Origin of the sequence: Nitrospirillum guaranorum, from assembly GCF_034653275.1 — a bacterium.
Lineage (GTDB): Bacteria > Pseudomonadota > Alphaproteobacteria > Azospirillales > Azospirillaceae > Nitrospirillum.
Map to the genome: position 1 here is coordinate 368,560 of NZ_JAYEES010000004.1, position 18,770 is coordinate 387,329.

An 18,770-nucleotide genomic window follows, 5' to 3' on the forward strand; every position below is an offset into this window, starting at 1 on the left:
CATGTCCCATCCCGGCTTCATCCACCTGCGCACCCACTCCGCCTATTCGCTGTCCGAGGGGGCGATCAAGGTGAAGGAGCTGGTGAAGCTGTGCACCAAGAACGCCATGCCGGCGGTGGCGGTGACGGACACCGGCAACCTGTTCGGCAGCCTGGAATTCGCCATGGCGGCGTCGGACGCGGGCGTGCAGCCCATCGTCGGCTGCCAGATGTGGATCGGCCGCTGGGGCCCCGCCGCCACCACGCGCGGGCCGCAGCGCCCCGGCACCTTCGGCGCCGACCAGCTGGTGCTGCTGGCCCAGAACGCCACGGGCTACGCCAACCTGATGGAGCTGATCAGCAAGGCGTACATGGAGACGGAGCCGGGGTTGGAGCCCCAGGTGTCCATGGCGGCGCTGGACGGCCACAGCGACGGGCTGATCGCGCTCACCGGCGGCATCCACGGCGGGGTGGGGCGCCTGTTGCTGGAGGGCCAGGCGCCGGCCGCGACCGAGTTGCTGCTGGAACTGAAGCGCCTGTTCCCCGGGCGGCTCTATGTCGAGCTGATGCGGCATGACAAGGATACGGCCATCGGCCGGGCGGAGCAGCGCATCGAGGGCGCGCTGGTCGACCTGGCCTATGCCCACGACCTGCCGCTGGTCGCCACCAACGACTGCTACTTCGCCACCGCCGACATGTACGAGGCGCACGACGCCCTGCTGTGCATCGCCGACGGCGCCTTCATCATGCAGGACGACCGCCGCCGCCTGACGCCCGACCACTACTTCAAGAGTGCCCAGGAGATGCGGGCGCTGTTCGCCGATCTGCCGGAGGCGGTGGACAACACGGTGGTGGTGGCCCAGCGCTGCGCCTACATGCCGCGCAAGATCAACCCCATCCTGCCCAACTTCCCCACCGAGGAAGGCCGGACGGAGGCGGAGGAGCTGCGCGCCCAGGCCCACGACGGCCTGACCTTCCGCCTGAACCGCTATGTCTTCACGGCGGAGATGGGGGATGATGAGAAGGCGGACACGGAGAAGCGCTACCGCGAGCGTTTGGATTACGAGCTTTCCGTCATCGAGCGGATGAAGTTCCCCGGCTACTTCCTGATCGTGTCGGACTTCATCAAGTGGGCCAAGGACAACGGCATCCCCGTGGGGCCGGGCCGTGGCTCGGGCGCCGGCTCGCTGGTCGCGTGGTCGCTGCTCATCACCGACTTGGACCCCATCCGCTTTGGCCTGCTGTTCGAGCGTTTCCTGAACCCCGAACGCGTGTCCATGCCCGACTTCGACGTGGACTTCTGCCAGGACCGCCGTGACGAGGTCATCCGCTACGTCCAGGCCAAGTACGGCCACGACCGCGTGGCCCAGATCATCACCTTCGGTAAGCTGCAGGCCCGCGCCGTGCTGCGTGATGTCGGGCGCGTGCTGCAGATGCCCTATGGCCAGGTGGACCGCATCTGCAAGATGGTGCCCAACAACCCGGCCAACCCTGTCACCCTGCAAGAGGCGCTGGATGGCGAGCCGCTGTTGCAGGAGATGCGCCGCCAGGATGAGACGGTGGACCGCCTGATCGGCGTGGCGCTGAAGCTGGAAGGCCTGTACCGCCACGCCTCCACCCACGCCGCCGGCGTGGTGATCGGCGACCGCCCGCTGGACCAGCTGGTGCCACTGTACCGCGATCCCCGGTCGGACATGCCGGTCACCCAGTTCAACATGAAGTATGTGGAACTGGCCGGCCTGGTGAAGTTCGACTTCCTGGGCCTGAAGACCCTGACCGTGCTGCAGAAGGCGGTGGAGTTGATCCGGCCGCTCAATCCCGACCTGGACCTGCTGAACCTCGACCTCTACGACGAGAAGACCTACAGGCTGCTGGGCCGGGCCGAGGCCTCGGGCGTGTTCCAGCTGGAAAGCTCGGGCATGCGCGACGTGCTGCGCCGCATGAAGCCCAACCGCATCGAGGACATCATCGCGCTCGTGTCGCTGTACCGGCCGGGCCCGATGGACAACATCCCCAAGTACATCAAGGTCAAGGACGGGCAGGAAGAGCCCGACTACATGCATCCCTCGCTGGAGCCCATCCTGAAGGAGACCTTCGGGATCATGGTGTACCAGGAACAGGTGATGCAGATCGCCCAGGTGCTGGCCGGGTACAGCCTGGGCGGCGCCGACCTGCTGCGCCGCGCCATGGGCAAGAAAATTAAAGAGGAGATGGAGAAGGAACGCTCCAAATTCATCGAGGGCGCCACGGCGCGCGGGGTGGACGCGGACCAGGCGGGCCTGATCTTCGACCAGGTGAACAAGTTCGCGGGCTATGGCTTCAACAAGTCGCACGCCGCCGCCTACGCCCTGGTCGCCTACCAGACGGCCTACCTCAAGGCCAATTACCCGGTGGAGTTCATGGCCGCGTCAATGACGCTGGATTTGGGCAACACCGACAAGCTGAACCAGTTCCGCCAGGAACTGGATCGGCTGAAGATCAAGCTGCTGCCGCCGGACATCAACCGGTCGGGCGACATCTTCCGGGTGGAGAACCTGCCCAGCGGTGAGCGCGCCGTGCGCTACGCCCTGGCGGCGGTGAAGGGCGTGGGCGGACCGGCCATGGCGGCGGTGGTGGCGGAGCGCGATGCCAACGGCCCTTATCGCGACCTGTTCGACTTCGCCCGCCGCCTGGACAACAAGGTCATCAACAAGCGCCAGCTGGAGAATTTGGCCGCCGCCGGCGCCTTCGACAGCCTGGTGCCCAACCGCCACCAGGTTCATTCCGCCATCGAAATAATGCTGCGCTACGCCCAGGCCGAGGCGGCGGAGCGCGAGAGCGGCATGAACAGCCTGTTCGGCGCCTCCGCCCCGCTGAAGGCGCCGGAGCTGCCGCGCGTGGTGGATTGGGAGCCGCTGGAAAAGCTGCGGCACGAGTTCGAGGCCATCGGCTTCTACCTGTCGGCCCATCCGCTGGACGCCTTCGCGGCCCCCTTGGCCAAGCTGAAGGTGGTGCGCTTCGCCGATCTGCCGGGCATCGTGGCGCGCGGCGGCGGGTCCACCCGCTTCCGCATGGCCGGCATCGTCGTGGCCCGGCAGGAGCGCACGGCCAAGAGTGGCAACCGCTTCGCCTTCATCGGCATGTCGGATGCCTCTGGCGTCTATGAGGTGACGCTGTTCTCCGAGGCGCTGGCACCGGCGCGCGAGCATCTGGAGCCGGGCAAGGCCGTGCTGATGACGGTGGACGTGCAGCAGAACGGGGAGGAGCTGCGCCTGACCGGCAGCGGCGTGCAGCTGCTGGAGGATGAGGTCGCCAAGGTGGCGTCCGGTCTGCGGGTGACGCTGAAGGACCAGGCGCCGGTGGAGGGCCTGCAGACGGTGCTGAAGCGCCTGCCCTCCGGCCGGGGCAAAATCCACCTGATGGTGGAGGTCGACCGGCTGGAGGTGGAACTGGTGCTGCCCCAGGCCTACCAGATCAGCAGCGCCAGCCGGTCCGCCCTGCGCTCCATCCCCGGCGTCATCGACGTCCAGGACATCTGATTTCCCCAAATGAAAAGGGCGGCCCCCGTTATCGGGGCCGCCCCTTCAGGTCCGGCGCTTAGTTCATGGCGCCCTGCATGGCGCCGGCCTCACGCTGGCTGTCGGTCACGCCGGGCAGGGCGCACATGGTGCTGACCTCGACCCAGCCGCCCTGGCCCTTGTCGCTGACCGGGGCGTCGCCCTCGCCGGCGCGTAGGGCCGACTTGATCACCCACTGGCCGCCCTGGTTCTCGACCCAGGTGTCGATGCCTTCCACCCGGCCCTTGCCCTGCGGCATGCCGAACACCACCGGGGCGGTCCACACGCGCGGCTCCGTGCCTTCCAGGCAGGTGGGCTTGGGCACGGTGTCGCCCGGCTTCATGGCGGTGTTCACCTTGCCGGTGCCGGTGGAGATCATGCCCTTGGGCCGCACGATGTAGGTGTGGCTTTCGGTGCTGTAGGACTGGCTGGAGGTCGTGGTGGTGGTCGCCGGGCCGATCATGCCCTCGTCACCCATGGGGGCGGGCGGCGGCGAATTGGCCTCCGGCGGGGAAATCGTGTCGTTCGGGGTGTCGCCCGGGTTCATGGCGGTCTGGGCCAGGGCCGTGCCGCCGATCAGACCGGTGGCCAACAGCGTGGCCGCAAGCAAATGCATCCGCATGTCCATCTCCTTCGTCTTCGATCAGCCGGACCCGCATGGGGCGCGCCGCGTGTGCCTAAACCCCAAAGACCAGGGGAAGGTTCCCGCAATGCCCAGGGCGGCGGGAGGGCGGCGCCATCAACCGGGATCAGGGTCCGGTCTCGGTGAAACTTAGTGGTTCGCTACGCGGGCGGGGATAATACTCAAGTGTGCCCTGCGGTTACTTGTGCCGCCGGATTGTGTCCGTGATTGGGCCGAATCTGGATGGTGATGGGGCTTGTTTGTTACAAGCGGCGGGGCGGGTGGCGGCCACCGGCGAAAACCTCTGGGGCGCCGGCCGGGCCTCATGCCAGGATGGTCCGGATAAGAGGGGAGGATGAAATGCGACCACATGCCGAGGCCTACGCCGCGCGCGTCCGGTCGGCGGAGGCGGCGGCGGGCCTGATTCCCTCCGGGTCCCGCATCACGATGGGCCTGGGCGTGTCGCAGCCGCCCGCCCTGTTGCGCGCCCTGGCCCGGCGGGCGGAGGCGGGGCAGGTGGGCGACCTGTCGCTTTACTACCTGCTGGCCTTCGCCAACGCGGCCCCGCTGCTGCGGTCCGACCTGCGCCACCGCGTCCGGCCGGTCAGCCTGTTCCACGGCGGGCTGGAGCGCGCGCTGGACAAGGAGGCGGGGCCGCACGGCCTGCCGGTGGTGGATTTCATCCCCACCGCCTTCAGCCAGGCGCCGCATGTCCTCAGCCGGCAGGTGGACGTGGATGTGCTGCTGACCACCGTGGCGCCTATGGATGCGGACGGCTGCTTCAGCCTGGGCACCAACACCGACTATGCCCTGGCGGTATCACAGAGCGCCCGGCAGGTGATCCTGGAGGTGAACCCGGCCATGCCGCGCGCCCTGGGGAACTGCCGTATCCCCCTGGACCGGGTGACGGCGCTGGTGGAGAACCCGGTACCCCTGCTGGAGGTGCCGCCCGCCAAGATCAGGGAGAACGACAGGGCCATAGGCCGCCTGATCGCGGACCTGGTGGAGGATGGCGCCTGCCTGCAGATGGGCATCGGCGCCCTGCCCGACGCCGTGTGCGCCGCCCTGCACGACCGCCGGCACATGGGCATCCACACCGAACTGATGACCCCCGGCCTGGCGGAGCTGATGCGCCGGGGCGCGGTCGACAACAGCCGCAAGGCCATCCATGCCGGGCGGACGGTGTTCACCTTCGCCATGGGGGACCGGGCGCTGTACGACTTCCTGGACGGCAACCCGGACTGCGAGGCGCAGCCGGTGGACTATGTGAACAACCCGGCGGTGATCGCCCGGAACGACGGCGTGGTCTCCGTCAACGCCACGCTGGAGGTCGACCTGCAGGGCGCCTGCAATTCCGAATGCCTGGCCGGCTGGCAGTACAGCGCCGCAGGCGGGCAACTGGATTTCGTGCGCGGCGCCTCGGCGTCGACAGGGGGCAAATCCATCATCGCCTGCCATTCCACCGCCGCCGAGGGCACGGCCTCGCGCATCGTTCCCCGTCTTTCGGGGCCGGTGACCACGCCGCGCAACGACGTCCAGTACGTCGCCACCGAGTACGGGGTGGTGAACCTGCGCGGCCTGACGCTGGCGGAGCGGGCCCGGGCGCTGATCGGCATCGCCCATCCCGACTTCCGGGAAGGGCTGGAACGGGCGGCGCATGCCGCCGCCCGGGGGTGCTAGCAGGCGCTTACGAGGCTTTGGCCGGTTCCGCAGCCCGGGCCGGCAGGCCGATCTCCTCCGGCGTGGGGTCGTAGGCGTTGACGTGGGGGATGCGGGCCTGCAAGCGGCCCAGCAGGTTGATCAGGGTGTCAACCTCGCGCGGGCTGAGATCGGCCAGCAGGCGCCGCTCCCGCTCCAGCGCCATGACCAGGATGCGGTCGTGCAGGTCGCGGCCGGCCACGGTCAGGGCGGCCTCGCGGCCCCTCGGCTCCGCTGGGCGGAACTGGATCAGGCCGCGATCCTCCATCAGGGCATAGCTGCGGCTGACGGCGGCCTTGTCCATGCCGATGATCTGGCAGATGCGGGCGGCGGTGCACCACGGCTCCGCCACCAGGTGGACGATGATGCGCCACTCCACCACCCCGATGCCGAAGTGCTTGAAGTATAGGCGCGAGGCGCCGCTGGACAGCTTGTTGGCGATGGAATTCAGGAAGGCCGGGACATAGCGTTCCATATCCAGCTTGGGGCCCATGTCCAGGGTCAGGTCGCTGACCGGCAGCGCCACCGGCTGCGGGCGGGGAAGGGGCATGGTGGGTCCTGTTCCTCATGCGTGACCCCGTCTTCGGGGGGTCTTGTTCCCACTAACGCCTGGGCGCGGCGGCATCTGCGGCCCCGTTTCCAAGCTTGTGATCACAATGACCTTGGCACCATGGCCCGGAATGCACAAGGCCTGGTGAACGGACCGAACCATTCACCAGGCCTTGAGGGTTACGCTTCTAATCCGAACGTCAGGGGGCTCACTTGGCGTCGTAATCCGGAATGGACGGGAACTGGTCCGGGTCCGTCTTGCCGTTGCGGATGTAGTTGTTCTGTCGCTGGCGGTACAGCGAGCGCATGGTGGCGTAATAGTCCACGCTGTTGCGCTTCACGTCGTCCAGCACGTCCAGGTACTGGGCGCGCAGGTCGACGGCGTAGACGCCGGCGCGGGTGTAGCTGGCCCAATCGTCGTGGGTATTGCTGAGGTAGCGCGACACGGGGTCGCCATAGGCCTCGATACCGAAGCCCACGGCGTCACGCAGGGTGGAGGAGCCCAGGACGGGCAGCACCAGGTAGAAGCCCTCGGGCACGCCCCAGACCGCCAGCGTCTGGTCGAAGCTCTCATACTCGTAGGTCAGGCCATGGTCGCCCGCCACGTCGATCAGGCCACCCAGTCCGATGGTGGAATTGATGAGGAAGCGCTCGGTGGCGACCTCGGCCCCGTCCCAGTCGCCCTGCAACAGCTTGTTGGCCAGCGTCAGGGGGGAGCGCAGGTTCCACAGCACGTTGCGGATGCCCGTCTGGGCGAAGTCCGGCATCACCGTGCGGTAGACCTTGGCGGCCGGGCGCAGCAGCACCGTGTCCACGCCCTCGTTGAACCAGAAGATGGCGCGGTTCATGCCCTCCAGCGGGTCGTTGGCGTCCTCCTCCTGGGCGGAGGCGATGGCGGCGCGCGCTTCCGCCGTCTTGGCCTCGGCCACCTCGGTGCGGGCGCCGTCGCCGTCTGGCGCCGGGGCGTCGGGCGTAGCCGCCGCCTGCGGCGGCTGCGGCAGGGTTTCCTGGGCGTGGGCGCCGGTGGACAGCGGCATGGGCAGGGCCAGCATGCCCAGCAGGGCGGCGGCCTTCAGGCCCAGGCGCCGGTGCGACCGGGCGGGAACGGTGGTGGACGCGACGGGGGAACCGGGACGCAGCATCGGGGGGATGCCTCCAGCAGCGGGATAGGAACGGCCGGAACCGGCCGGAGGGGTGGGACGCCGACTGGGCAGGGGCATGGGGGCCCCGCTCAATACGGAGGGGACGGCGCGATCGTGTCTCGCCGCCACCGACTTAACCATAACGGTGCGCCCGCCCGGTCAAAATGGGAAAATCAGGCGCCCTGTTGCCGCGTGCGCATGGCGGCTTTGCCATTTAGGGGGCGTTGTAAAAGCGTTGTTTACCAACGGGGCAGGCCAAATCATGCTGCGGACGGTCGGCGTTGCCGCGTGAAGCCCGACAGTTCGCGGGGCTTCGCGCGTGCAAGGGCCGGTTACCCGCGCCGCGCCAGTGCTGGAATCCCGCGTCGCCCGGGGGGCCGGACGGCGGTTCAGGCCGTGTCAAGACAGCGCGTTCCGCGCAACATGAAGGAACACCCGATGCACCGTCCTTCCGCCCGCCGCCACCCCTCGGTCCGCCCGGCCCTTCTTCGCCCGGCTCTTCTGGGCGTCCTGGCGCTGACGGCGGCATGTTCCAGCCACAAGACCTTCTACACCGTCACCACCCCCCTGGGGCAGACGCTGGGCCGCACCACGTCGGAGGACGCGGCCAAGGTGTCGCTGCGCGCCTGGTTCAACCGTGTGGACACGAACCAGGACGGCAAGCTCTCGCGGGAGGAATTCCAGGCGGAGGCCGACGCCGTCTTCGCGCATTACGACCTGAACGGTGATGGCGCCCTGAACGTGACCGAGCTGGAGAAGGTGCGCCAGGCGGATCGCATGGCCCTGATGGGGCATGGCGGCTCCCGGGGCGGCCCCGAGGGGGGACCCGATGGCGCGCCGGGTGCCGGTCCCGAGGGCGCCCCGCCTGATGGCGCCCCTCCCGGCGGTGCCCCCCCCAGCGGGGGTCGCGGGCCCGGCGGCATGGGCGGGGGCATGGGCGGTGGCCGGGGCGGGGTCGACCCCATCATGGCGGCCGACACCAACCTGGACTTCCGCGTGACTCGGGATGAGTTCCGGGCCTATGCCCGCGCCCTGTTCGAGGTCATCGACGCCAACCACGACGGCCAGCTGACCATCGAGGAGATCGAGAAGGTCGACCTCAGCACCCAGGAGCCGGGCGGCCGGGGCGGCGGTGGCGGCATGGGCGGTGGCGGCCGGCATGGCGGCGGTCGCGGCGGCATGGGCGGCGGCATGGGCGGCGGTGGTCCCGGGGGCATGTAATTCCCAAGGCCGTGGGCGATGAAGGCGGTCGAAATCGGCCGCCGGAATCGGGTAATGTCGTCGCCGATCAAGCATTTGGCCGCCCGCCCGGCGGTCGCCCTTCGGAAGGACGCCCATGGACCGGTGGATCGAAAGCGTGCTGTTCGCCAGCCGCTGGCTGCTCGCCCCCCTTTACATCGGCCTGGTGGTCGCCCTGTTGCTGCCCCTGGCGGGCTTCGTCCATGAGCTGTGGGAGCTGATCAACCATCTGGCCAGCGCCACCTCGCATGAGATCATCCTGGGCCTGCTGTCGCTCATCGACCTGTCGCTGATCGCCAACCTGGTGCTGATGGTGATCTTCGCCGGCTATGAGAATTTCGTCTCCAAGATCAGCGTGGCCAGCCATCACGACCGCCTGGAATGGATGGGCGAGGTCGACTTCGGCGGGCTGAAGCTGCGCCTCATCGCCTCCATCGTCGCCATCTCCGGCATCCAGCTGCTGCGCGCCTTCATGAGCGTCAGCGACTACAGCGATCGCGACCTGATGTGGTCCACCGTCATCCATGTGGTGTTCGTCATGTCCGGCGTGTTGCTGGCCCTGATGGACTACCTGACGGAAAAGGCCCACAAGCTGGGGCATTGAGGCGGGTTCCTCAGACGCCGGCAGGCCCATCCGGGCCTTTGGCTTGTCCTCGATTTCCAGTTCGCCTTCGGCTCCCCACAAATCTCCGGCGGCCCCGCTTGGGGCCTACAGCGGCATGGGAATCATGCCGCTGGTGAGCTGGGTAACAGTGGGTGCCGATCGGTGCGCCTTCAGCGCCGCCGCCACCTGGCGGATGACGGGGGCCCAGTCGCCTTGCCGTTCCTGGCGTAACAGGCGGGTGGCCGGGTACCAGGGCGTGTCCTGACCGCCCAGGCGCCAGCGCCAGTCGGGGGCGTAGGGCAGCAGCAGCCAGACGGGCCGGCCCAGCGCCCCCGCCAGATGCGCCACCGCCGTGTCCACGGTGATCACCAGGTCCAGCCCGGCCACCAGGGCGGCGGTGTCGGTGAAGCCGTCCAGCGCGATGTCGGCGATACCCAGGGCGGACAGCATCTCCTCATCGCCGCGCCGACGGTCGGTCTGCACCGGCACCAGCGTCACGCCCGGCAGGGCCGCCAGGGGCCCGGCCAGATCGGCCAGGGGCACGCTGCGCAGCCGGTCGGCCCGGTGCTTGGGATTGCCCGACCAGGCGATGCCGATGGTGAGGGTTCCGGGGGCCCGCCGCTCCCGCCAGGCGCGGGTCCGGTCGGGGTCGGCGGTAAGATAGGGCGCCGGCGTCGCCAGCCCGGCGGCGTCGCGAACCCCCAGGGCGGCCGGTAGGCTCATCAGCGGCGCGTGCAGGTCGAAGGCGGGCAGGGGGCGCCCCCGCGCCATGACCTCCACGACGGCACCCCCGTCCTGGACCAGGCCGTCGCGCATCAGGGCCAGCAGGGGCGGCTGCACCTCTGCCACCACGCGGCCGTCGGCGGGCAGGCGGCCCAGGAAGCGGGCGAATTGCAGGGTGTCACCCAGGCCCTGCTCGGCATGCACCAGCAGGGTGCGGCCGGCGAGATCCTCCCCCCGCCATTCGGGCACGGTGAAGCCGCGATCCGCCAATTCGTCGACACCGCCGCGCCAGCGCCAGGCATAGGCCGGCCAGCCCCGCGCGTCGTCGCCGGCCAGCAGCCAGGCCAGCGCCTGGTTGAAGCGCACCACGCCGTTGTCGGGGGCCAGGGCCGCCGCTCGGTCGTGAACGGCCAGCGCCTCGTCCATGCGGCACGGCTCGGCCCCCAGCTCCGCCAGCGCCTGGCCCAGGTTGGACAGGTGGGCGGCGTTGTCCGGGGCCAGGGCCACGGCGCGGCGATAGCTGTCGACTGCCGCGGCACCCTGTCCCGCCAGTTGCAGGGCGGTGCCCAGGTTGAGGTGGACGTTGGCGGCGTCGGGCGCCAGCCGCGCCGCGCGGCGGTGCAGGGCCAGCGCCTGGTCCACCTGCCCGTCGGCTTGCAGGGCCAGACCCAGGTTGGTCAGGGCGTCCGGCCAGTCGGGTGCCAGGTGCAGGGCGCGGGCGTAGGCGGCCATGGCCTCCGCCGCGCGGCCCTGGTCGGCCAGCACGTTGCCCAAGCCCAGGAAAGCGGGGGCGTTGTCGGCGTCGCGGCGGATGGCGTCGGCATAGGCGGTCAGGGCGGCGGCCTTGTCGCCGGCCGCCTCCAGCGCCATGCCCAGGGTGACGCGGATGTCGGCGTTGGCGGGGTCCAGGGCGGCGGCCATGCGGAAGGCGGCGATGGCCCCCGTCCCCTGGCCCAGTGCCTGGCGCGACAGGCCCAGGCGCAGGTGCGCGTCGGCGTCGCCCGGTTGCAGGAACAGGATGCGCTGATAGGCGATGACGCTCTCGGCCATATGGCCCAGGGCGTGGAAGGCGTCGCCCAGGGCGCGTAGGGCCGCGATGTTGCCCGGCTGGGCCGCCGTCACGCCGGCCAGCATCTCCGCCCCCTCCACCAGGCGCCCGGTGCGGCAGAGGATGACGCCCAGCAGGTGCAGCACGGCGGTCTCGTTGGGCAGGCGGCGCAGGATGGCGCGGCACAGCGCCTCCGCCTCGTCCAGGCGGCCGGCGCGGTCGTGGTGCTGCGCCTGGCCGAACAGGGCCGCCAGTTCCGGCGACACCATCAACCGTTCCTTGGATACCGCCGTCACGTCGCCCCCCGCCCCAAATCCCCTGGCCCCAAGTCCCCCGCGTTCCCGGGTCCCCCGATCCTCGCACTGTGGCGGCAAGTCGGGCGGCCCACCACCGGCGGGTCGGCGGCCGCCCTTTGCGCAAATACCGCGCCTGTTTTGGCGGTCTCGTCCGTGTAGCTAAAATTGAATCTATTTTTGTCGGCACCACCGGGGACACCACCGGGGGCGGGGCGCCGGCTCATCCCTTGGGGGCGGCGATGCTGAGCAGTCTGGCGATAACGGCCGGCGGGGTGGAGTCCTTCGACTTCCGCTTTTCCACCGGCGCCCTCACGCCCAACGACATCCTGGACAGCGCCACCACGCCCCCCGGGCGATATGTGTGGGAGGTGGCGCGCCGCACCCTGGCCGCCTGTCCCGCCGCCGACGCCGTGGTGGTCAGCAACCCCATCCTGCCGATCCGCGCCAGCCGCCTGGCCAAGCTGGTGCTGGCGGGCGGGCCGTTGCCGGCCCCGGCGGTGGTGACGGATGAGGGCACCTTCCCCATCGCCTACATCCTGCCCCGCCGACTGCTGGCTGAGGGCCTGGGCCGCTTCCTCTGCCTGCTGTCGGTCAGCCGCTCCGCCGCCGACGCCCAGCTGCTGTCGCGCCTGACGGGGGGCGGTTTCGTGCCCCGGCGGGCCACCCCCCTGCGGGCCATCGGGTCCCTGCCGGACAGCACGCCCCAGGGCTTCATCCTGGGCGACAATCTGGAGGCTTGGCTGGTCCAGTGCGTCAACGCGGTGAAACTGATGCGGGCCCGGGATGATTGGCGCGGCCTGCCCTTCGCCGCCCATCATCCCGGCCATGCCGGCGACGTGCTGTTCTTCAGCCTGGCGTCGCGCCTGGTGCCCGACCATCATCTGGCCTTCCAGTCCCAGGTGGTGTGCCGGGCCTACCTGGACATCTTCCAGGACTGCGGCAACCGGCTGGCGCCCATCGTGCTGGACATCCCGCCGGCGCCGCGCAACACCGACGTGGGCGACGGCCGCTATTTCATCGACAGCCTGGCCCACCTGCCGCCGGGCGTGGCGGAGGAAACCTTCATGGTCTTCTCCCGCTATTCCAAGGCCTACGCCAAGTCGCCCTTCAACCTGATCGACCACGCGCGGTTCAGCCTGGGCGACCCGGTGGCCACCTTCGCCGACACGCTTTATGCCAGCGCGCCCGCGGTCCAGGCGCGCCCGGCCCTCCCGCCGCCCGGCACCCCGCCCAGCACCCCGCCCGGCACCCCCCTGCGGGTGCTGATGCAGCTGACGGGCGGCTGGGACCTCAAGACCTATCCGGCCAGGGACCGTCGCGTCCTGATCCGCGCCCTGGTCGACCTGGGCTGCGCCGTCACCGTCATCGACCTGCCCGACGCCGCGGCCGATGGGGCCCGCGTGGTCACGGCCGGCAGTACCAACACCTTGAAGGCCTTGCTGGCCGACCATCACGTCTTTCTCAGCGTCGACAGCTTTCCCCTGCATTTCGCCAGCCAGGTCCTGGGGCACCCCACCGTGGCCATCTTCGGCTGCACCGCGCCCGGCAATTCCGACGCGCCCCGGCGCCCGGGCTATCGCCTGCCGGCCCCCGCCTTGCCCTGCGGCCCCTGCGGGTGCCTGGACTATTGCCCCCTGCTGATGACCCGCGATTGCACCAACCAGCCCCGCCCCGCCCAGTTGGTGGCCGCCATCCTGGAGGTGGCGGCCGAGGTCTACGGCGCCAGCCCAGCCTCCGTGCTGGGCCTGGGCGACGCCGCATAAGGGGCGGGGATCATGCTGGGCGGCGTCGCGATCACCCAGGGACAGTTTGGGGCTGGACGGATGGAGGCGTTCGACTTCCGCTTCTCCCTGGGGCCGCTGTCCCCGGGCGACCTGCTGGACAGCGCCACCTCGCCTCCCGGCCGTACGGTGTGGGAGGTGGCGCGTCGCACCCTGGCGCGCGTGCGCGGGGCCGACGCGGTGGTGGTCAGCAACCCGCTGCTGGCCACGCGCGGCGCGCGGCTGGCGGATTTGCTGCGGGGCGGCGAACCCTTGCGCTGCCCCTGCGTGCTGACGGATGCGGAGACCTTTCCCGTCGCCTACGTCCTGCCGCGCGCCCTGTTCGACCAGGGCCTGGGCCGCTTCCTGTGCCTGCTTTCAGCCAACCGGGCGGCGACGGACGCCCAGCTGCTGTCGCAGTTGACCGGCCAGATCGTGCCCCGGCGCCAGACGCCGCTGAAGCCGCTGGCGCCTTTGCCCAAGATCACCGCCCAGGGCTACATCCTGGGCGACAACCTGGCCGCCTGGCGCGCGCAATGCGCCGATGCCGTGCGGCTGATCCGGACGCGGGCGGACTGGCGCGGGTTGCCCTTCGCCGCCCACCACCCGGGCCATGCCGGCGACGTGCTGTTCTTCAGCCTGGCGTCGCGCCTGGTGCCGGCGGGCCACCTGATCTTTCAGCGCCAGGTGGTCTGCCGCGACTACCTCGATATTTTCCATGACTGCGGCAACCGGCTGGACCCCATCGTGCTGGACATCCCGCCGGTCAGCCGCACGGGCGAGGTGTCGGACGGGCGCTATTACCTGGACAGCCTGGCGCACATCGACCCGGCGGTGCGGGCCGGCACCTTCATGGTCTATTGCCGCTTCTCCAAATCCTATTCCCGCGCACCCTTCAACCTGGTGGACCAGGCGCGCTTCGCCCTGGGCGATCCGGTGGCGACGCTGGACGACACCCTCTACCGCCGCGCGCCCGTAACGGTCCGCCGCTGCGCCCGGCCGCCGGCCCCCTTGCGGGTGCTGATGCAGCTGTCGGGCGGCTGGCCGCTGAAGGCCTATCCCGCGCGGCACGCCCGCGTGCTGGTCCGCGCCCTGGCACACCTGGGCTGCGCCGTCACCGTGCTGGACGCGCCGGACCTGGCGGCGGACGGCGCCACCCCGGCCACGGCGGGCAGCACCGACCGGCTGGCCGCCCTGATCCGCGACCATCACGTCGTCCTCAGTGTCGACAGCTTCCCCCTGCATTTCGCCAGCCAGGTTCTGGGCCATCCCACGGTGGCGGTGTTCGGCCCCACCTTTCCCGGCAATTCCGACGCGCCCCGGCGCGCTGGCTACCGCCTGCCGCCGCCGGCGCTGCCCTGCGCCCCCTGCGGCGGCTACAAGGCCTGCCCGCTGGACGGGGGGCCGGACTGCCACAACCATCCCCAGCCCGCCGACCTGGTGGCCGCCATCCTGGACGTGGCGGCGGAGGCCTACGGACCCGCCATCATTCAAAGAGGAGACGCGGCATGATCCCGCCCCTGAACCTGCGCGTCCTGGCCTTCTTCGACGCCCGCTTCCAGTCGTCCGGCCCGCTGGCCGAGGCATTGGGCGGCGGCGACCCCTGGACCCGGGCGCTGGACGCCTATCCCGCCCGTCGCCACCACAGTCCCCTGCTGCAGCCGGGCAAGGCCCTGGGCCGTTACGACTTGGCGGACGCCGCCAGCGCGGGCCGCGTGGTGGCGGTGGCGCGGGCCACGGGCATCGGTGGATTCGTCCTGGACTGCCACCGTGTCGGCGGCCAATACCTGACCGGCGCGGAATGCCTGGACGCCTGGTGCGACGACGATTTCGGCCTGGCCTTCCGCTGGACGCCGGAGCCGGTGGCCGCCGGAGGCGACGTGGCGGCGGCGGACGCGGCGGCGCTGATGGCGGCCGTCGCCGGCTTCAGCCCCCTGGCCGCCGACGGCCGCCAGGTGCTGGTGGTGAACGAGCCTTACCGGCTGCCCGATCCGGCGGGCGCGGTGGCCCTGCTGCGCCAGGCGGCCGACACCGCCGGCCTGGGCGGCCTGTACCTGGTCGCCACGGCGGCGGAGGCGCGCGGCGGCCTGCTGGCGGCCGGCTTCGACGCCCTGCTGGACCCCGGCCCGGCGCAGTGGCGCTCCTGCAAGCCGGCGGAGCTGCTGAACGGCTACACGTTTTTGCAGGCGGAGGCGGGGCACGCCGACGGCGGCATGTTCGACGACACCATCATGAGCTATCCGCAGTTCGTGAACAGCCGCATGGTGGACCGCCCCAGCCGCGGCAAGGTCTTTCCCCGCGTGGTGCTAGACTTCGCCGATTGGCCCGACCATCCCGGGGGCGGCGCCACCCTGCTGGCCAGCACCAGTTCCGTGCTGTACCGCCGCTTCCTGGCCGGGGCCCTGGTCCACGTCGCCCAGCATTTCCCGGAGGCGGAGCGGCTGGTCTTCATCGACAGCTGGAACCATTGGCGCCAGCGCAGCCAGATCGAACCCACCACCCAGTTCGGCAGCACCGTGCTGGACGAGACCGCCAACGGCATCCGCCAGGGCGGCTACGTCGCCCTGACCCGGGTGGGCGAACCCACCCCTGGCCGCGCGCCCGGGGTGGATTACGACGCCATCGCCGCCCTGTGCCGCCAGATCGAGGAGGAGCTGTCTCATGACAGCGGCCTTTGATCGCACCTGATCAAAGGCCCCTCAGTCGCCGCCGGGCGCCGCCATCCGGCGGCTTGGCTTCCTCGCATTTCAGTCCGCTGGTGCTCCCCAGAATGCTCCGGCGGACGCGGTCGCGTCCTATGGCGGCACGAGTCAAAGCCTCGTGCCGCTGGTGTCATTCCCGCGTGAGAAGCGGCCGGTGAAGAAGTCGAGCAGGCCGAAGGGCGCGCTGTCGCCCAGGCACAGATCCAGGATGTGATGCGCCTGCACGGCCGCCGCCGCGCCGCGCGGAAACATCGCCGCCTCATGGGCGGCCAGGGCCGCCTCGACATCGCCCGGGTGCGCCGCGATGGCCTGCGCCAGCTCGGCACCGTCCAGCATGGCCAGGTTGGCGCCTTCACCGGCCGGCGGGGCCAGGTGGGCGGCGTCGCCCAGCAGCGTGACGCCCGGCACGCGGGGCCACCGGTGGCCGCTGGGCAGGGTGTGCAGGGGGCGCGGCACCGGCGGCGTGTCGCTGTCGGTGATCAGCGCGGTCAGCGCCGGCGCCCAGCCGTCGAACTCGGCCGCGATGCGGGCCTTGGCGGCGGCCGCGTCGCCGAAGTCGACGGCGGCGATCCAGTCGGCCGGCCGCTTCAGGCCGATATAGGCGTGCAGGGTGCCGCCCGGTTCGCGGTGGGCGAAGATGCCCCGGCCCGGCGTCATGGCGAACAGCGCCCCGCCGCCCACGGCCCGCGCCGTCGCCGGGTGGCGCGTGTCGGCGTCGAACAGATAGGTCTCGATGAAGTTCGCCCCGACATAGGCGGGCGTGGCGTCCGACAGCAGCGGCCGAACCTTGGACCAGGCGCCGTCCGCCCCCACCAGCAACCGGGTGGTCGCGGCGGACCCGTCCGTGAAGGTCAGCGTATGCCGGCCGTCGCCCAGCGCCGCCACGCCGGTGAGCTTCCGTCCCCACCGGACGGTCCCCGCCGGCAGGCTGTCCAGCAGCAGGCGCCGCAATTCCCCCCGCAGCACCTCGGGCCGGCCGCCCCTGCCGTCGTCCGGCTGGTCCATCAGCACCGCGCCCTGGGGGTCCAGCACCCGCGACGCCTCCCCGCCGGGATGGATCAGGGCGCGGAACGGGTCGAACAGGCCGGCGGCCTTCAGCGCCAGCTGCCCGTCCCGCTCATGGATGTCCAGCATGCCGCCCTGCGCGCGGGCGCCGGCCGACGCCTCCGCCTCATAGACGATGGCGGGGATGCCGTGGACATGCAGCACGCGGGCGAGGGTAAGGCCGCCCAGGCCGGCGCCGACGATCGTGACGGGTGGCGTCATCATGGGTTCCTTTCAGGGATTGGAACAGCGTTCCATGAATATTAATTGGAACGGCGTTCCATGAATGTCAAGCTGGGACCATGACCAAACGGACCGAGCGGCGCGCGGACGCGCTTTCCAAGGAAAGGATCGTGGCGGCGGCGATCCTCCTCCTCGATGCGGAGGGGGAAGGGGGGCTGACCTTCCGGGCGCTGGCCGCCCGGCTGGCGACGGGCAGCGGGGCGATCTACTGGCATATCGCCGACAAGGGCGACCTGTTGGCGGCGGCCACGGACAGCATCATCACCCAGGCCCTGGCCGGTGTGGCCCTGGACCTGGACCCCCGGCAGGGCATCCGGACCCTGGCGCTGAGGCTGTTCGACGCCATCGACGCGCACCCCTGGGTGGGCGCCCAGGTCTCGCGTGAGCCGTGGCAGCCGGCGATGCTGCGGATATTCGAGGAGATAGGCGGCCGGCTGATGGCGCTGGGCGTGCCGCGGCGCGCCTGGTTCGACGCCTGGTCCGTGCTGGTCAACTACATCTTCGGTGCCGCCGGGCAGAACGCGGCCAACGCCCGCCTGCAGGCGCCCGATACCGACCGGTCGGCCGCCCTGGCCGCCATCGCCGCGCGCTGGGCGCGGCTGGACCCCGTCGACTATCCCTTCCTGCGCCAGCTGGCCGTCCCCCTGCGGGACCATGACGACCGCGACCAGTTCCTGGCCGGCCTCGACCTGATCCTGGCCGGCATCGGGACAGTGCGATAGTTGATCCCCGGGCGAAGGATCACGACGCCGTCGCGGCGGCGGCCCAGGCCTTGGTCGCCTGGCAGGTGTCCATGGCCCGCCGATAGGCGTCGCGGCCGCTGGTGCGGGCGATGTAGGCCCGTTCCGCCGCGGTGAAGGTGTAGCCGCCGGCCCGTTGGGCGAACTCCAGCGCGTAGGTCACGGAAATGTCGGCCGCCGTGAACGTCTCGCCGGCCATATAGGGCGCGCGGGCCAACTGGCGCGTCACCAATCCCAGCCGGCTCTCGAACACCTCCAGCGCCTTGAGGGCGCCCCAGTTCCGGCGCTCGGCCTCGGGCGCCAAGTTGCGGCTGACGACGACGAAGTACATCGAGGCGGCAAGGCCGGCTTCGCCCAGGTGCAGGAATTGCTGATAGCCGGGGAAGGCAGGATCATGCGCGGCCGGCGCCAGCGGCGTGGGCCCGTACCGCGCGATCAGATACTCCATGATCGCGATGGACTCGACCAGGGTGGCCTCGCCGTCCTGAAGGGCGGGGATGAAGCCGGCCGGGTTGATGGCCAGGTAGTCCGGATCATTCTCGACGCCGGCGAGCAGATCCACCGGCCTCAGCCGGTAGGGCAGCCCCATTTCCTCCAGCAGCCAGACGACGCGGAATCCCCTTCCTTCGCCGAAGACGGTGATCATCGTCCGCGATCCTCCCTGTCCGAAGCCGTGACCCGCCGCATCAGGGCACGGCCCGGCACAAAGGACAATCCCCGCCGTTTGGCCCCGCCGGCATGGCACCGGCGGGGATTGAACGGACTTCAGGGTACGCGGCTGAGGGGGCGTGCCTCAGGGCGTGTGCCTCAGGGCGTGTGCCTCAGGGCGTGTGCCTCAGGGCGTGT

At 70.6% G+C, this 18,770-nt stretch carries 14 protein-coding genes; 8 read left to right on the plus strand and 6 right to left on the minus strand.

The window, feature by feature from the left end; all coding sequences use genetic code 11:
• Window position 1 precedes the first annotated feature (1 nt).
• Window positions 2-3,496, plus strand: a complete 3,495-nt coding sequence (dnaE, locus tag UAJ10_RS23485) for a DNA polymerase III subunit alpha (protein WP_322917675.1) — start codon at window positions 2-4, stop codon at window positions 3,494-3,496.
• A gap of 58 nt (window positions 3,497-3,554) precedes the next feature.
• On the opposite strand, the gene UAJ10_RS23490 is transcribed toward dnaE, so the two are convergent.
• Window positions 3,555-4,136: a hypothetical protein gene (locus tag UAJ10_RS23490; protein WP_322917676.1), complete on the minus strand. Its 582-nt coding sequence runs from the start codon at window positions 4,134-4,136 to the stop codon at window positions 3,555-3,557.
• A gap of 360 nt (window positions 4,137-4,496) precedes the next feature.
• On the opposite strand from UAJ10_RS23490, the gene UAJ10_RS23495 reads away from it, so the two are divergent.
• Complete coding sequence (locus UAJ10_RS23495) at window positions 4,497-5,816, plus strand: acetyl-CoA hydrolase/transferase family protein (RefSeq protein ID WP_322917677.1); 1,320 nt, start codon at window positions 4,497-4,499, stop codon at window positions 5,814-5,816.
• Window positions 5,817-5,823: 7 nt separating this feature from the next.
• Here the strand turns inward: UAJ10_RS23495 and UAJ10_RS23500 are convergent, their stop codons facing one another.
• Complete coding sequence (locus UAJ10_RS23500; RefSeq protein WP_322917678.1) at window positions 5,824-6,384, minus strand: MarR family winged helix-turn-helix transcriptional regulator; 561 nt, start codon at window positions 6,382-6,384, stop codon at window positions 5,824-5,826.
• 208 nt (window positions 6,385-6,592) lie between these two features.
• A complete protein-coding gene (locus UAJ10_RS23505; protein WP_322917679.1) occupies window positions 6,593-7,525 on the minus strand; it encodes an MlaA family lipoprotein in 933 nt (310 codons plus the stop codon).
• Window positions 7,526-7,963: 438 nt separating this feature from the next.
• Here UAJ10_RS23505 and UAJ10_RS23510 point away from each other — a divergent pair, with 438 nt between their 5' ends.
• Together UAJ10_RS23510 and UAJ10_RS23515 are read left to right on the plus strand one after the other, a co-directional pair.
• Window positions 7,964-8,746 (plus strand): EF-hand domain-containing protein, encoded by a 783-nt coding sequence (locus tag UAJ10_RS23510; RefSeq protein WP_322917680.1) that lies wholly within the window; start codon window positions 7,964-7,966, stop codon window positions 8,744-8,746.
• A gap of 115 nt (window positions 8,747-8,861) precedes the next feature.
• The gene (locus UAJ10_RS23515) at window positions 8,862-9,368 is read left to right on the plus strand and encodes a TIGR00645 family protein (protein WP_322917681.1); all 507 of its coding nucleotides are present in this window, start codon (window positions 8,862-8,864) and stop codon (window positions 9,366-9,368) included.
• Between the two features lie 105 nt (window positions 9,369-9,473).
• Here UAJ10_RS23515 and UAJ10_RS23520 read toward each other — a convergent pair whose 3' ends face one another.
• Complete coding sequence (locus UAJ10_RS23520) at window positions 9,474-11,435, minus strand: tetratricopeptide repeat protein (protein ID WP_322917682.1); 1,962 nt, start codon at window positions 11,433-11,435, stop codon at window positions 9,474-9,476.
• 239 nt (window positions 11,436-11,674) lie between these two features.
• On the opposite strand from UAJ10_RS23520, the gene UAJ10_RS23525 reads away from it, so the two are divergent.
• From UAJ10_RS23525 to UAJ10_RS23535, 3 genes are read left to right on the plus strand one after another with little or no spacing between them, the layout of a single operon-like run.
• Window positions 11,675-13,198 carry a glycosyltransferase family 9 protein gene (locus tag UAJ10_RS23525; RefSeq protein ID WP_322917683.1) on the plus strand — a complete coding sequence of 508 codons (1,524 nt, stop codon included), beginning with the start codon at window positions 11,675-11,677 and terminating at the stop codon, window positions 13,196-13,198.
• A gap of 12 nt (window positions 13,199-13,210) precedes the next feature.
• Window positions 13,211-14,707: a glycosyltransferase family 9 protein gene (locus tag UAJ10_RS23530; protein WP_322917684.1), complete on the plus strand. Its 1,497-nt coding sequence runs from the start codon at window positions 13,211-13,213 to the stop codon at window positions 14,705-14,707.
• Window positions 14,704-15,873 carry a glycoside hydrolase family 99-like domain-containing protein gene (locus UAJ10_RS23535; RefSeq protein ID WP_322917685.1) on the plus strand — a complete coding sequence of 390 codons (1,170 nt, stop codon included), beginning with the start codon at window positions 14,704-14,706 and terminating at the stop codon, window positions 15,871-15,873. Before UAJ10_RS23530 ends, UAJ10_RS23535 begins: the two co-directional genes overlap by 4 nt.
• Window positions 15,874-16,005: 132 nt before the next feature.
• Here the strand turns inward: UAJ10_RS23535 and UAJ10_RS23540 are convergent, their stop codons facing one another.
• Window positions 16,006-17,166 (minus strand): FAD-dependent oxidoreductase, encoded by a 1,161-nt coding sequence (locus tag UAJ10_RS23540; protein WP_322917686.1) that lies wholly within the window; start codon window positions 17,164-17,166, stop codon window positions 16,006-16,008.
• A 77-nt stretch (window positions 17,167-17,243) separates the two neighbouring features.
• Between UAJ10_RS23540 and UAJ10_RS23545 the strand changes: the two genes are divergently transcribed.
• Complete coding sequence (locus UAJ10_RS23545) at window positions 17,244-17,906, plus strand: TetR/AcrR family transcriptional regulator (RefSeq protein WP_322917687.1); 663 nt, start codon at window positions 17,244-17,246, stop codon at window positions 17,904-17,906.
• A gap of 19 nt (window positions 17,907-17,925) precedes the next feature.
• Here the strand turns inward: UAJ10_RS23545 and UAJ10_RS23550 are convergent, their stop codons facing one another.
• On the minus strand, window positions 17,926-18,570 hold the full coding sequence (locus tag UAJ10_RS23550; protein ID WP_322917688.1) for a glutathione S-transferase family protein: 645 nt from the start codon (window positions 18,568-18,570) through the stop codon (window positions 17,926-17,928).
• Window positions 18,571-18,770 lie beyond the last annotated feature (200 nt).

Excerpts from the sequence above, each read along its gene's own strand:
- dnaE (WP_322917675.1), top strand. The coding sequence starts at position 2 with ATGTCCCATCCCGGCTTCATCCACCTGCGCACCCACTCCGCCTATTCG.
- UAJ10_RS23490 (WP_322917676.1), bottom strand. The coding sequence starts at position 4,136 with ATGCGGATGCATTTGCTTGCGGCCACGCTGTTGGCCACCGGTCTGATC.
- UAJ10_RS23495 (WP_322917677.1), top strand. The coding sequence starts at position 4,497 with ATGCGACCACATGCCGAGGCCTACGCCGCGCGCGTCCGGTCGGCGGAG.
- UAJ10_RS23500 (WP_322917678.1), bottom strand. The coding sequence starts at position 6,384 with ATGCCCCTTCCCCGCCCGCAGCCGGTGGCGCTGCCGGTCAGCGACCTG.
- UAJ10_RS23505 (WP_322917679.1), bottom strand. The coding sequence starts at position 7,525 with ATGCTGCGTCCCGGTTCCCCCGTCGCGTCCACCACCGTTCCCGCCCGG.
- UAJ10_RS23510 (WP_322917680.1), top strand. The coding sequence starts at position 7,964 with ATGCACCGTCCTTCCGCCCGCCGCCACCCCTCGGTCCGCCCGGCCCTT.
- UAJ10_RS23515 (WP_322917681.1), top strand. The coding sequence starts at position 8,862 with ATGGACCGGTGGATCGAAAGCGTGCTGTTCGCCAGCCGCTGGCTGCTC.
- UAJ10_RS23525 (WP_322917683.1), top strand. The coding sequence starts at position 11,675 with ATGCTGAGCAGTCTGGCGATAACGGCCGGCGGGGTGGAGTCCTTCGAC.
- UAJ10_RS23530 (WP_322917684.1), top strand. The coding sequence starts at position 13,211 with ATGCTGGGCGGCGTCGCGATCACCCAGGGACAGTTTGGGGCTGGACGG.
- UAJ10_RS23535 (WP_322917685.1), top strand. The coding sequence starts at position 14,704 with ATGATCCCGCCCCTGAACCTGCGCGTCCTGGCCTTCTTCGACGCCCGC.
- UAJ10_RS23540 (WP_322917686.1), bottom strand. The coding sequence starts at position 17,166 with ATGATGACGCCACCCGTCACGATCGTCGGCGCCGGCCTGGGCGGCCTT.
- UAJ10_RS23545 (WP_322917687.1), top strand. The coding sequence starts at position 17,244 with ATGACCAAACGGACCGAGCGGCGCGCGGACGCGCTTTCCAAGGAAAGG.
- UAJ10_RS23550 (WP_322917688.1), bottom strand. The coding sequence starts at position 18,570 with ATGATCACCGTCTTCGGCGAAGGAAGGGGATTCCGCGTCGTCTGGCTG.